Here is a 12,911-nt window from a genome sequence, read left to right on the forward strand (position 1 = left end):
CATGCAATTGGGCAAAATGTTGGGCGGTACAGGTGGCCTAGTCGCTATTCTGGCCGGGATAGGTCTAGCGGCGGGCCATCGCGCATTGCTGATGCCCCGCCGCACATTATTTCAGACTGATGGAAAACAGGTCTCTCAGTTATGGGCGCAGGGCGGCCAGAAACCAGATCCAGCGATAGTTCTCATCGTTGGAATTTCCTGATTTGGGCAGTTGCTCATAAGGCCATACCACGTAGAAAGGACCGCGATCCGCATCGGTCAGCGGTCTGAACTCCTGATCTTTCTTGCATGTCGCCGCCAATCTATCGGCGTCCGAACAATCAACTTCGGTTGCGATGATCGGGTCGTAAGCCTTGACTTCCTTTGTCTCCAGCTTGGCTTCAAAGCCATCCAGCGCAACGCCAGTGACGATCTTGGCATCGGTGGAACCATACTTGGCGAGAATGTCTTTCAGTGAAGAGCCGCGGTAACGGCGTTTCTCGCCATTGGTCCACGGTGTCGTTGTCTCGAGAACTCTCGATGGAAACGCGTTTGCCAACTCTTCTACAGTGAAGGTGGCAACAGGTTTGCCCGCTTCCTTCTCAATGGATAGTACGTTCGGTTTGGTTTCCGCAGCATTTACCAGAGTGCCGCCGGAGATAAGCAGGAGAGCGGCAACAAGCGAGCTTCTGTAGTTCAGCATGACATTCCCTTTGATCCGTTAGACCTGTCAGATTCGGCGATCAAGATAGCTTCAGATAAAATGAGCGCCAGAGAAATTTATGATCGGGGGATCGTATTTTCCGGAACCGGCGATTCAGCTGGTTCTTCGCCTCGCCCGCCAGACATCTCGCACGAAACTGTTGCTACTCGCTCAAGCTGGTTCGCAAAGATGAAAAGTAACACCTTGGCCGTCAGTCAGATGCACAATCGATCATTACCATTTCGGCGTTTGCTTTAACGCAATCCTGACGAATAAGCTGTATTTCAGCGGCGTCTGTTCTTTTGGGGGGAATGATGGCCTGGAAATTAATGTTCGCAAGCGCCGTGCTTGCTGTTACGCGCACAATGCCGAACGTTTTCAAGGGATCAAGCCAACCGGCGCTCATATCCGGCAGCGTGCTGGACATGCAGTTAACGCCCGCTCCCATCAATCCGGATTGGATATTGGCAGGCAATCCGCAAGCCCGCTCCTTCGAACAATCCGCAAGCCGCGACCGGGCTGCCTATACGGCCGTGTGGGATTGCACGGACGGCACGTTCCGTTGGTATTTCGGTTGGGATGAAACGGTCTACATCCTTGAGGGCGAAGTTCATGTCACTGACTCCGGCGGCGGCACACGTACCTTGCGCGCCGGTGATGTTGCGTATTTTCGCGGTGGCACATGGGCAACCTGGAAAATAGATACCTATCTCAAGAAAATAGCTTTCATGCGCCGCACCCTGCCCGCTCCCGCTGCTTTCATCTACCGCGCCGGTGATGCCGTACGCAGGCGGCTGGGCCGCAGCAAGGGCGGCGCGCTGCAATAGCCGCCTCATCTGGCGCGAGGTGAAGCTCCATAAATTTCGGTGCAATCACAGACATGGCCGGATGACTGCCGATTCAAATTGGTAGCGAACGACCCGAAGCGGACAGATATATGCTAACATGCGCGCCATCAAACGGGCGACAAGTGAGAAGCAATGCCGGAAACTGATAAAGTGTTCGCGGGCTCTATTCCGGAGAACTATGACCGCTATATGGTGCCGTTGATTTTCGAGCCGTTCGCTGCAGATATTGCACAACGGGCAGCGTCCTTGTCGCCAAACGCCGTTTTGGAAACTGCCGCCGGCAGTGGGGTTGTCACCCGGGCTTTGGCACCAAGACTGCCGCAGGGCGCAAACTATATCGTAACCGACCTGAATCAGCCGATGCTCGACTACGCCGCTTCGCGACAAGCTCCTGATACCCGCATCAAATGGCGCCAAGCGGATGCTCTGGCGCTGCCGTTTGAAGACGCGGCCTTCGATCTGGTTTGTTGCCAGTTCGGTGCAATGTTCTTTCCCGACCGCACTGCTGGCTACCGCGAAGCAAGGCGCTTGCTAAAGCCCGGTGGACATTTTTTATTCAACGTATGGGATCGCATCGAGGAGAACGTGTTTGCAGATGATGTGACGAATGCGCTCGCAGAAGTTTTTCCAAATAATCCGCCGCGCTTTCTGGCACGCACGCCGCATGGCTACCACGATACCGCACTGATCCGTCGAGAGTTGGAGGATGCAGGTTTCTCCCGTGTGGTAATCGAGACCACAGCCGAGCAAAGCCGCGCATCCTCACCGCGCCATCCGGCTATTGCCTATTGTCAGGGAACTCCTCTTCGCAACGAGATCGAGGCCAGAGACGCGGGGAAACTGCAAGCTGCCACTGACTACGCCGCATCAGCGATTGCGAACAGACATGGCAGCGGCGAGGTTGCTGCCAAAATTCAGGCACACGTCATCGTGGCTGTGGCCTAGCGTCAGAACCCATTGATCCCTAGACCTTTGAGCTGATCCACTCTGAGAACGCTGTCATGGCGGGGGTTACGGCGCGCGATTGCAGCCGCGTCAGCCAGTAACTTCCGAGCGATATGGTGGTGGCGAATGGTTGCACGATCGCACCCGCTGCCAGGTGCCGGGAAAACATCGACGGCGGCGCCAGCGCAATACCTGCTCCCTGCAATGCCGCTTCCATCATGCCGAGAGATGAATCAAACACGATACCTCTATTCATGCGAGTAGAAGGCGGGATACCGGCAGCTTCAAACCAAACCATCCATTCGTCCGCACGATAGCTGCGCAGAAGTGTCAATTCGGTCATATCTGCGGGACATTTCAATGTCTGCGCCAATTCCGGCGTGCATAGAGGTGAAAGTGGCGCATCGAAGAGCCGCACCGCCTCCGTGCCGTGCCACGATCCGTTACCGAAGCGAATAGCGAAGTCGAGCCCTTCAGCCGCAACATCGACGCGGTTGTTGTTGGTCGAAAGACGCACATCAACAAAGGGGTGACGCTGCTGGAATTCCGGCAATTTCGGCAAGAGCCAGCCGACGGCAAAGGTCCCGACAGCGCCGAGAAACAGAACCTCCCGCACCTGCCCTCCCTCTATCCGCTCCAGCGTGGTCGCCATCTGGTCAAACGAGCTGGTCACGGTCGGCAACAGTGCTTCGCCCTCGGCCGTGATCTTCAAACCTCTGGGAAGCCGCTGAAACAGCTGCACACTCAAGCGCTTTTCCAGGCTTTTGACTTGCTGACTCACGGCCGCCTGGGTGACGTATAATTCAATGGCCGCACGGGTGAAACTCAGGTGTCGTGCTGAGGCTTCAAAGGCTCTCAGGCCATTGAGCGGGAGATATTGTCGAACCATTATGACCTAGCTTTTCTTATGGCTCCTCCGAGATATCATCGTTTGTCCTAGCAGAATAGCCCTCATACATATCGCGGGCACACCGTGCAGCGGCGCCAAGCGCCCCACCTAAGACATTTTGAAGGAAGCGTCGATGAAGTTCAGAGCAAAGTCCATTTTGCTGGCAGTTTTGTTTTCGACCTGTGCAATTTCAGGCGGTTATGCGGCTGACGAAGCAACAGTGAAGGCCATCGTGGATAAGGCGATACAGCCCGTCATGGACAAGTATGGCATCCCCGGTGTTGCCATCGGCATTACTGTCGGCGGAGACACCTACACGTTCAATTATGGCGTAGCATCCAAAACAACATGGAAACCCATCGACCAATCCAGCCTGTTTGAACTGGGGTCCATCAGCAAGACCTTCGTGGTAACCATGGCATCCCTCGCTCAAGTGAATGGTCATCTTTCGCTTTCGGACAAGACGAGTAAATTTTTGCCGTCAATGCAGGGCAAGCCGTTTGGCGATGTTACCCTGATGCACCTCGCCACCCATACGGCGGGCGGATTTCCGCTGCAGGTACCGGACGAGATCAAGAATGACGATCAGCTCATGACCTATTTTGAAAACTGGAAACCTGCTTACAAAGCAGGTACTTACCGGAGCTATGCCAATCCGAGCATCGGCATGCTGGGCGTTATCACCGCCAAAAGCATGAACAGCGATTTCGCCACGCTGGCAGAGGGCACATTGTTTCCAGCACTTGGATTGAAAAACACTTATATCAATGTGCCGAAGACGCAAATGTCCAACTATGCGCAAGGATACAGCAAAAAGACGAGCCAACCCGCGTGACGTCAGCGCCGCTGTCAGCGGAAGCTTATGGGGTGAAATCCACCGCCAGCGACATGATCCGGTTCGTCAAAGCGAACATGAACATGATCAAGCTGGACGACAAGCTGCAGCAGGCGATCACCGATACGCATACCGGATATTTCGATACGGGCGAGATGGTTCAAGACATGATCTGGGAACAATATGCCACCCCAGTCAGCCTTAAATCACTGGTGGCAAGCAATTCTTCCCAGATGAGCCTGAAGACCAATCCTGTGAAGCAGCTGACGCCGCCATTGAAGCCAAGAGACGACGTGTGGATCAACAAAACCGGTTCGACCAACGGCTTTGGCGCCTATGTGGCGTTCGTTCCCAAGAAGCAATTGGGAATCGTAATTCTGGCCAACAAATACTATCCCAATGAGGATCGCGTCGCCGTCGCGCATCAGGTGCTTAAGAGTCTGGGGGCGGACTAACAACCGCAGCATTTAAACACACTCCCGGTGCATATCTGCGCCGGGAGTGTTCATTTTAGTGGCGTTGAGCCGATATCTATTTAGCCAGCACGATGTGTGTCGCATATTCCGTTGCAATATGTTCGGTCACGCGAAAACCGAGATCTGGCAGATCAATGCCCGTGAACATAGCTTCGCCTTTTCCAAGCACGACGGGCGCAACGGCGAAATGCAATTCGTCCACAAGCCCGGCCTGCAGATACTGGCGCACGGTGCTGACACCGCCACCGATCTTGACGTCCAGTTCACCCGCTGCGGCCTTCGCCTGCTCCAGCGCGGCTTCAATGCCCCCGGTGATGAAGTAGAAGGTCGTGCCACCCTCCAGCACAATGGGATCGCGGGCATAATGCGTCAGGATATATGTCGGCGCGTGGTATGGCGGGTTGTCCCCCCACCAGCCTTTCCATGTGTCATCCGGCCATTCGCCTCGGATGGGACCAAACATGTTGCGTCCCAGAATGAAGGCACCGAAGCCCGACATCCCCCTGGAAGCGTAATCGTTATCAACGCCAAGCGAACCGCCGTCTTTGCCAAACATGGCTTGAAAGGTCTGTGTGCCGAAGACCCATTGATGAAGCTCCTTGCCGCGCTTGCCCAGCGGGTCCTGCAAACTCTGTTCCGGCCCCGCGCCGAAACCATCCGTCGAAAGGGAAAAGCCCGCAACACGCACTTTTGTCATACCATCCTCCAACTGATTGCATTTAACAATTGGTTGCTATATTTCACGACTGATCCTACAATGCAACTGGTTTTTTTCGGAGAATGGCAGACGTGAATATCGAACAACGGTCGGGATGCCCGATCAACCTCTCTTTGGAAGTGATGGGCGACAAATGGAGTCTTATCATCATCCGCGACATGATGTTCGGCAACCGACGACATTTCCGCGATTTACTCAACCATTCCCAGGAAGGCATAGCCTCCAACATTCTTGCGGCGCGGCTGAAACACCTTTTGTCATTGGGGTTGATCATCAAACAGGACGATCCCAGCCACAGCCAGAAGGCGATCTACAGCCTCACCGAGCCGGCAATTCAGCTGGTGCCGATGCTCGCCATGATCGGCGCCTGGGGACGCAAACACCTGCCTGTCAGCGAAGACCTCAGCATACGTGCACAATTGCTTGAGGAAGGCGGCCAGCCAATGTGGGACGCCTTCATGGACGAGCTGCGCGAAAGCCATATCCATGACCCGATACGCGGTGCCAATGGGGAATGCAGCTCGGCAGTGCTGGCCGGTCTGACGGCAGCCTATCAGCAGGTCCGCGCACGCACGTCCGCCCAGTAACGGACAATATACGCGCACGGGTGCTACGAGATCACGCCTCGAAATAACGTGGCCGGTCGATATCCGGAATGAGACCGATTTCTTTCGGCTCCCATCCCAGCACGTCGCGCGTGTGCTGGCTTGAAGCCTGATTGTTGATCGCCGTGAAATGCGCGAACCAACCGAAATGCTCTGCGGCTTCCTCTTTCGTCTTGCGGATGACCGGCAGGTTCAAACGGCGGCCAATCACACCGGCAATATCCCGGAAAGGTATGCCCTCCTCGGCAACGGCATGGTATCGCGCGCCGGCAATCCCCTTCTCCAGCACAAGCCGATAGAGGCGAGCAGCGTCAAATCTGTGGACAGCTGGCCATTGATTCAGCCCCTCGCCCACATAGGCCGAAACGCCCTTGGCACGAGCAAGATCGATGAGAATGGGGACGAAGCCATGATCACCATCGCCGTGAACGGATGGAGGCAGGCGGATGACAGACACGCGCCCGCCACGTGACGCGACGGAAAAGGCCGTCTGTTCTGAAACACGGGGAAAGCCATCCGCAGGCACTGTCTCCTCAGTTGCTATTTCGCCGGGCGAAAGCAAACCTGTCCCCGACGTGACAATAAACGGCTTATCAGTGCCTGCAAGTGTCGAACCGAGCGCATCAATGGCGCGCCGGTCAATCTCGCAGCTCTCCTTGAACTTCGAAAAGTCATGGATAAAGCCTGTATGGATCACCGCATCACTCGCGGCCGCTCCTGATTTCAGACTGTCCAGATCCTCAAGCTGACCGCGATGCACCCAGGCACCGGCAGCACCAAGCGACGCTGCAGCCGCATCCGACCGCGCGAGTCCAAGCACTTTATGACCTGCCCCGATAAGTTCCTGAACAACAGCCGAGCCAACAAAACCGGTGGCTCCGGTTACAAAAACACGCATTCAATTTCTCCTGGATGATTTTACGTCACAGTTGCCTTCGCAGCCGCTTCGCATTCAGGATATGAGGTTGAGCAAGGACGAACAATGCTGTAAAATCCTGATTACCTTCGCAATCGTCCGGAAACCTTATGGATCCTTTGTCAAACGTGCTGTCGCTGCTCAAACCTCGCAACTATCTGGCTGCGGGTTTTGATGCGGGTGGAGAATGGTCAATTCAGTTTCCTGACCAGCAGAAAGGCATCAAAAGTGGCGCCGTGGTTTCGGGTCAGTGCTGGTTGTGGGTGGAAGGCAGTGCTGATCCGGTATTTCTGAACACCGGCGACTGTTTCCTTCTGCCCGGCGGTCGTCCGTTTCGCATCGCTAGCGACATGGCTTTGAAACCGGCCGATGCTGTTCCAATTTTTACCGCTCCGCGCGAGGGCAACATCGTCACATACAATGGCGGCGGCGATTTCTTTCTCCTCAGCACCCGTTTTGCCCTGTCCGGCAATCATGCGGACATATTGCTTCGAATGCTGCCACCGACCGTACACATTCGCGATAAGCATAAACAGGCGGCGCTGCGCTGGTTCGTTGAGCGGACGATGCTGGAACTGCGCGAGCCGCAGGCGGGAAGTTCTCTGATCATTCAGCACCTCGCCCATATGATGCTGATTGAGGCATTGCGGCTGCATCTGGCGCAAGGATCGGCAACCGGTGTCGGCTGGCTGTTCGCTCTGGCCGACAAGCAGATGAGCATCGCCATAACCGCCATGCACGATAATCCGGCGCAGCGCTGGACCCTGCAGGAACTGGCCGTTCGTGCAGGGATGTCGCGCTCAACCTTTGCCCAGAAATTCAAGGAGATGGTCGGTACGTCACCCATGGAATACCTCGCGCAATGGCGCATGATGCTGGCTGGCGACAGACTGGAAAACTCAAGAGATCCCATTTCCGTCATCGCCCCATCGCTTGGATACGAATCCGAAACGGCTTTCAGTACGGCATTCAAGCGGATCATGGGCTGTTCGCCCCGGCAATATAACAACAAGCACTTCCGCGTCAGCGCTATTGAAGCGATAGCGGCCGAGTAAGCGGATTACTCCGGGCCAGGGCAGCATGCACTAGTGATCCATACGGCTTTTTGGAAATTGGGCTCTGATCTATTGTGAATGGATTGAGCCTGTTCCCCGCAGATATGCAATACCCGTCGGAGCCAGATACGGAGGATGAAGATGATGATCCGACCCAAGGCCCAACAATCCGTTGTGAAATCTCGTCTGGTTGTATCGGGTGCAGCCCTTCTCTCGATCGTGGGGTTCGCATCGCCAGTCAGCGCCAAAGACTGTGAGAAAGACGCGACCAGCATGGCAGAGGTGCGAGCCTGTCTCGCCAACGGCCTCGATGAGGACCTTGCGGAGACGTTGAACAGCACCATGCGCCTCGTTCGCGCCAAGAATCCTCAATCCGCAGACCTGCTGATGGCTGCACAGGCAAGCTGGAAGAAATTTGCCGATGATTCCTGCACTTACTCCGTTGCGGCGTGGCAAACCGACGAAATGGCCAATGATGCGCGGCTCTCCTGTTGGGATGACTTTGTTCGCGCCCGCATCAAGGTTCTCAATGCTTACCGCCGGGACTTCGGCAAAACCGATTTTTGAAACAGTACGCTGACGAAATCATCTTTCCTGCAAGCAAAGTTCGGAGCGTCCCGCTCCGTCGATGTCGGCCTCTTGACATAGGCGGCACATAACGTAACAATAGTAGTTACATGAAAAGTCAAAGTCAGTTTCCTAATATGTCCGACAGCGATACTGCCGCTTTCAACGCGACCCACGCGAGTGCTTATGCCGAGGGACCGCCCAGACAAGTGCCTGGTTTCGCCAGTCTTCATCGCATGACATCGCTTCTGCTGGCGGAACGTGTTTCGCCGCATGGACGGGTGCTGGTTTTGGGTGCGGGCGGCGGTCTGGAATTAAAGGCTCTTGCCGATAATCATCCCGGTTGGACATTTGATGGCATTGATCCATCTGCCGATATGCTTCAGGTGGCGGAACAGATCGTGGCATTGCATATAGCGCGGATCCGTCTGCATGAGGGTTATATAGATGCTGCGCCAGCGGGGCCGTTTGACGCTGCGGTCAGTCTGTTGACGTTCCATTTCATTTCCCGTGACAAACGCCTCGATACGTTGAGGCAGATTCATCACCGCCTCCTGCCCGGCGCGCCATTCGTCGTCGCTCACATCAGTTTTCCTCAGACCGAGCCCGAGCGGTCCATGTGGATCGCCCGTCACGTTGCATTCGGCGGCATCGACCCCGCTCAAGCCGAAAGCGCCAAGCGGGCCATCGCAACGAAACTTTCCATTTTGTCGCCGGAGGACGACGAAGCGATGCTGCGCGCGGCCGGGTTTTCCAACGTCAGCCTGTTCTATGCGGGCCTGAGTTTCAGGGGATGGGTAGGATACGCATAATTCCAGCAATCCGCCCAGCTTGCCCGACAGCAGACTCGCTTTCGAGGAAAACTTGCTGTCTGCCTTTGGCTTGCTATGGCTTCGGCTGCTATTGTGTCACCTGAAGGGTTAGATGCTTAACGAAGCCAAGCTGCTCGTAGAGCAGCCCAGCCTGGACTACAGCCAATATCAAGCACATGACCACCGATATGCAGATCCAGTTGGCCGGCCATTGTACGGCACACGCCATGGTGCAAATCTCTTCCGGAATATCTTTGCGCTAATTCCCCGCAATTTCAATCAGCGCCGTCTCGACGCCGAGGCCGGTGCGGTCGGCAACTTCACGCAGCGCGAAAGATGAATTGATCTTGGTCACATGCGGCATGGCCGAAAGCCAGAATTTGTGGATACGCTCGTAGTCCTCCAGATCTTTGGCGGCGATGCGCAGCAGATAATCATATTCACCCGACATCAGATAGCAGACGAGCACATTGGGACAGCGGCGCACCGCCGTTTCGAACTCGCGCAATTGTTTGTCCGCCTGCCCTGACAGTGAAATGTTGACGATCACCGTGACGGGATGGCCCAGCATCTTGTTGGAAAGCCGTGCATGATAGCCCCGGATAACGCCGGTCTTCTCCAGAATATCCAGCCGGCGCGAACAGGCAGATTGTGACAGCCCGACTTTTTCCGCCAGTGTGGCATTCGACATGCGCCCGTCTTTCTGCAGATTATCGAGAATGGCGATATCAATCTTGTCCAATGACATTATTCGATCTTTCTTCGAAGAAGAGGCAGTTATGCGCAAGAATAATCGAAAAAATGACGTTGGTCGATACTGCTTAGCAAGGACATTCGAAGCGATTCATGATGTCATATGCGCCACAAACGGGAATTCCCGTGAACATTCAAGAGGAGGCATAAATGCGCGTTGGCTGCCCGAAAGAAATCAAAAACCATGAATATCGCGTCGGTCTCACTCCGGGGGCCGTACGCGAATACATCGCTCATGGCCACACGGTTATTATCCAGTCCGGAGCTGGAGCAGGCATAGGCGCCGATGACGGAGCCTATCAGGCGGCTGGCGCCAAGATTGTCAAAACCGCCGAAGAAGTCTTTCAGCAATCGGACATGATTGTAAAAGTGAAGGAGCCCCAGCCGTCCGAATGGGCGCAGCTGCGCGAAGGTCAGCTCCTCTATACCTATCTCCATCTCGCGCCCGATCCCGAACAGACAAAGGGCCTGCTTGCCTCCGGCGTCACCGCAATTGCCTATGAAACCGTCACCGATGATCGCGGCGGCCTGCCGCTACTCGCACCAATGTCGGAAGTTGCCGGACGTCTTGCCATTCAGGCTGGCGCGACGGCGCTGCAGAAGGCCAATGGCGGACGCGGTGTGCTGCTCGGCGGCGTGCCCGGCGTTCTTCCCGGCAAGGTTACCATTATCGGCGGCGGCGTCGTTGGTATCAATGCAGCGCAGATGGCCGCCGGTCTCGGCGCAGACGTGACTATTCTCGACCGTTCGATCCCGCGCCTGCGCCAGCTGGATGATCTGTTCCGTGGCCGTATCCACACGCGCTACTCCACCATCGAAGCACTGGACGAAGAAGTCTTCTCCGCCGACATCGTGGTTGGCGCAGTGCTGATCCCCGGCGCTGCAGCACCGAAACTGGTCACCCGCGAAATGCTGTCAGGCATGAAAAAGGGTGCGGTCATTGTTGACGTTGCCATCGATCAGGGCGGCTGCTTCGAAACCTCGCATGCAACAACGCATTCCGAGCCAACCTATGAAGTTGATGGCGTGATCCACTATTGCGTCGCCAACATGCCGGGCGCAGTGCCCGTAACCTCGGCACATGCGCTGAACAACGCCACCTTGCAATATGGCTTGCAACTAGCGGATCGCGGCGTCAAGGCGCTCATCGATAATCCGCATCTGCGCAATGGCCTTAATGTGCACAAGGGCCGCATCACCAATCAGGCCGTCGCCGAGGCGCTTGGCCTGGAAATGGTTGAAGCCAAGGCTGTTCTGGCAGCCTGATACAATAAATCAAAGAAAAAGCCCGGGGCATGCCCGGGCTTTTTGCGTTTGATCCGCCGTCAAATGGTCCAGTTCGATTCATCCAACTCGATCCGGCACTGGAAGCAATTGTTCTTTGCCGACCGCATGTGCACATAGGCAACATCATTGCGATCCAGCAATTCTGCTGCGCGCGCTGGAATATTGTCGGTACGGATCACGCCACCGGTGCCGTAAACAATGCGGTCCTGGCGAGAATAACCGCGCAGTATATAGTCGCTGGTCTTGCGGAACATTTCAGGCATATCAGCCGTCTCGTCATACCGTTCGCACTCTTCCGCACAGAGGAAGATCGGGCCGGTTTCCGCATAGGGTTGCGGCACTGGAAACGGCCGGTGTGACAGGATCAGGTATTTGTCGCCCGCTTTCACATTCTGCAGGCAGTGACGGCAAGGTGTGCCGTCGCCGTCGGAAACATGGGTTTCCGGCTTCTGGCCATTGGCATCGGCGCCGCCCGCCTGATAATGGCGGGCGAGTGTTGTCGGCATTGCAATAAAACGGATCATGGTCATGGTAACCTCCTTCGTTACCCCGAAGAAAACACCCAATCACCACAGCGAACCACCCGTTTCTTGCGCCACTACAGGAAAGGCTTCGACGTTTACCAGCCGCCTTCCGCGCCGTCCGTATTCAGCGAAAGCTGCCGCCGGAGATCAAGCTCCGCCTGCATGCAGGTAAATTTCGTTGTGGCGATGTTGACGGCCATGGCCCCCGCTGCGAAACGCATAGGCGGCTTGGCTTCGTTGGACAAAAGCACCATTGCTTCGGCAAGTTTCGCCGGATCGCCCGGTTGCGAGCCATTGCGGCTTTCAAATGAAGCACGCAGGCTGGACCGCCGCTCATCGTAATCAGCAATGGCGTTCTGATCGCCGATACGCAGAGAATCGCCCGTGAGGAAGTCCGTGCGGAACGGGCCGGGTTCGACGATTGTCACGAATAGCCCGAACGGGGCGATTTCCAGCGCCAGCGCTTCCGAAAAACCTTCAAGCGCGAACTTGCTGGCGCTGTAAAGCGAACCGAACTCAGCGCCGCGAAGCCCGGCAATGGACGAAATGTTGAAGATGTGACCGCGCCGGGCGGCGCGCATCACCGGCAAAGCAGCCCACGTGACGTTGAAAACGCCGAAGACATTTGGTTCAAACTGCGCCTTGACCGATTCGATATTGTTTTCTTCGAAGAAGCCCAACTGGCCGTATCCAGCATTGTTGACCAGAACATCAATGCCGCCAAAGCGTGATACTGCTGCCTGTACGGCAGACTGAGCCTGATCGGCATTCGTCACGTCCAGTTCGACGGCGAGCAACTGATCGCTGTCCGGACCGAAATTGTCAGTTACCGCGCTTTTCCTGCGCCCAGCGGCCACCACACGATCTCCGGCACGCAACGCTGCTTTTGCAATCTGAACGCCAAGTCCACGGCTGGCACCGGTGATAAACCAAGTCTTTTGCATTCCAGTCTCCATGGTTGAACCCCATGCAACCATATGGAGAGCAAAACCCGGTAGA

The 12,911-nt window shown here is 55.8% G+C and carries 15 protein-coding genes and 1 pseudogene; 8 read left to right on the forward strand and 8 right to left on the reverse strand.

Translation table 11 applies throughout. The features are described from left to right. Window positions 1-139: 139 nt before the first annotated feature. Together HB779_RS15920 and HB779_RS25450 are read right to left on the reverse strand one after the other, a co-directional pair. Window positions 140-682 carry a hypothetical protein gene (locus HB779_RS15920; RefSeq protein ID WP_188343269.1) on the reverse strand — a complete coding sequence of 181 codons (543 nt, stop codon included), beginning with the start codon at window positions 680-682 and terminating at the stop codon, window positions 140-142. A 211-nt stretch (window positions 683-893) separates the two neighbouring features. Beyond that, window positions 894-1,109, reverse strand: coding sequence for a hypothetical protein (locus HB779_RS25450; RefSeq protein WP_244642388.1), 216 nt, complete (start codon window positions 1,107-1,109; stop codon window positions 894-896). Between HB779_RS25450 and HB779_RS15925 the strand changes: the two genes are divergently transcribed. Together HB779_RS15925 and HB779_RS15930 are read left to right on the forward strand one after the other, a co-directional pair. After that, complete coding sequence (locus HB779_RS15925) at window positions 1,012-1,509, forward strand: cupin domain-containing protein (RefSeq protein ID WP_371823933.1); 498 nt, start codon at window positions 1,012-1,014, stop codon at window positions 1,507-1,509. The genes HB779_RS25450 and HB779_RS15925 overlap by 98 nt on opposite strands. A gap of 153 nt (window positions 1,510-1,662) precedes the next feature. Then, complete coding sequence (locus HB779_RS15930) at window positions 1,663-2,475, forward strand: class I SAM-dependent methyltransferase (protein ID WP_188343271.1); 813 nt, start codon at window positions 1,663-1,665, stop codon at window positions 2,473-2,475. Between the two features lie 19 nt (window positions 2,476-2,494). On the opposite strand, the gene HB779_RS15935 is transcribed toward HB779_RS15930, so the two are convergent. Then, entirely contained in the window at window positions 2,495-3,364 is an 870-nt protein-coding gene (locus tag HB779_RS15935) for a LysR family transcriptional regulator (protein WP_188343272.1), read from the reverse strand. A 133-nt stretch (window positions 3,365-3,497) separates the two neighbouring features. On the opposite strand from HB779_RS15935, the pseudogene ampC reads away from it, so the two are divergent. Continuing rightward, a pseudogene (ampC, locus tag HB779_RS15940) lies at window positions 3,498-4,654 on the forward strand (class C beta-lactamase). 76 nt (window positions 4,655-4,730) lie between these two features. On the opposite strand, the gene HB779_RS15945 reads toward ampC, so the two are convergent. Beyond that, entirely contained in the window at window positions 4,731-5,372 is a 642-nt protein-coding gene (locus HB779_RS15945) for a dihydrofolate reductase family protein (protein ID WP_188343273.1), read from the reverse strand. 92 nt (window positions 5,373-5,464) lie between these two features. Between HB779_RS15945 and HB779_RS15950 the strand changes: the two genes are divergently transcribed. Continuing rightward, window positions 5,465-5,980, forward strand: a complete 516-nt coding sequence (locus HB779_RS15950; RefSeq protein WP_188343274.1) for a helix-turn-helix domain-containing protein — start codon at window positions 5,465-5,467, stop codon at window positions 5,978-5,980. A 31-nt stretch (window positions 5,981-6,011) separates the two neighbouring features. On the opposite strand, the gene HB779_RS15955 is transcribed toward HB779_RS15950, so the two are convergent. Continuing rightward, the gene (locus tag HB779_RS15955; protein WP_188343275.1) at window positions 6,012-6,896 is read right to left on the reverse strand and encodes an SDR family oxidoreductase; all 885 of its coding nucleotides are present in this window, start codon (window positions 6,894-6,896) and stop codon (window positions 6,012-6,014) included. A 128-nt stretch (window positions 6,897-7,024) separates the two neighbouring features. On the opposite strand from HB779_RS15955, the gene HB779_RS15960 reads away from it, so the two are divergent. The 3 genes from HB779_RS15960 (at window position 7,025) to HB779_RS15970 (ending at window position 9,348) form a co-directional block, all read left to right on the forward strand. Continuing rightward, window positions 7,025-7,969, forward strand: coding sequence for an AraC family transcriptional regulator (locus tag HB779_RS15960; RefSeq protein ID WP_188343276.1), 945 nt, complete (start codon window positions 7,025-7,027; stop codon window positions 7,967-7,969). Between the two features lie 141 nt (window positions 7,970-8,110). After that, the gene (locus tag HB779_RS15965) at window positions 8,111-8,536 is read left to right on the forward strand and encodes a lysozyme inhibitor LprI family protein (protein WP_188343277.1); all 426 of its coding nucleotides are present in this window, start codon (window positions 8,111-8,113) and stop codon (window positions 8,534-8,536) included. Window positions 8,537-8,673: 137 nt separating this feature from the next. Further along, window positions 8,674-9,348 carry a class I SAM-dependent methyltransferase gene (locus HB779_RS15970; RefSeq protein ID WP_188343278.1) on the forward strand — a complete coding sequence of 225 codons (675 nt, stop codon included), beginning with the start codon at window positions 8,674-8,676 and terminating at the stop codon, window positions 9,346-9,348. A 259-nt stretch (window positions 9,349-9,607) separates the two neighbouring features. Here the strand turns inward: HB779_RS15970 and HB779_RS15975 are convergent, their stop codons facing one another. Next, a complete protein-coding gene (locus tag HB779_RS15975; protein ID WP_188343279.1) occupies window positions 9,608-10,096 on the reverse strand; it encodes an Lrp/AsnC family transcriptional regulator in 489 nt (162 codons plus the stop codon). 155 nt (window positions 10,097-10,251) lie between these two features. Between HB779_RS15975 and ald the strand changes: the two genes are divergently transcribed. Further along, the gene (ald, locus tag HB779_RS15980; protein WP_188343280.1) at window positions 10,252-11,367 is read left to right on the forward strand and encodes an alanine dehydrogenase; all 1,116 of its coding nucleotides are present in this window, start codon (window positions 10,252-10,254) and stop codon (window positions 11,365-11,367) included. Between the two features lie 59 nt (window positions 11,368-11,426). Here ald and HB779_RS15985 read toward each other — a convergent pair whose 3' ends face one another. After that, on the reverse strand, window positions 11,427-11,918 hold the full coding sequence (locus tag HB779_RS15985; RefSeq protein WP_188343281.1) for a DUF1203 domain-containing protein: 492 nt from the start codon (window positions 11,916-11,918) through the stop codon (window positions 11,427-11,429). Window positions 11,919-12,007: 89 nt separating this feature from the next. Next, window positions 12,008-12,856, reverse strand: a complete 849-nt coding sequence (locus tag HB779_RS15990; RefSeq protein WP_188343282.1) for an SDR family NAD(P)-dependent oxidoreductase — start codon at window positions 12,854-12,856, stop codon at window positions 12,008-12,010. Window positions 12,857-12,911 lie beyond the last annotated feature (55 nt).

The organism is Phyllobacterium sp. 628 (assembly GCF_014189505.1).
Classification (GTDB): Bacteria; Pseudomonadota; Alphaproteobacteria; order Rhizobiales; family Rhizobiaceae; genus Phyllobacterium.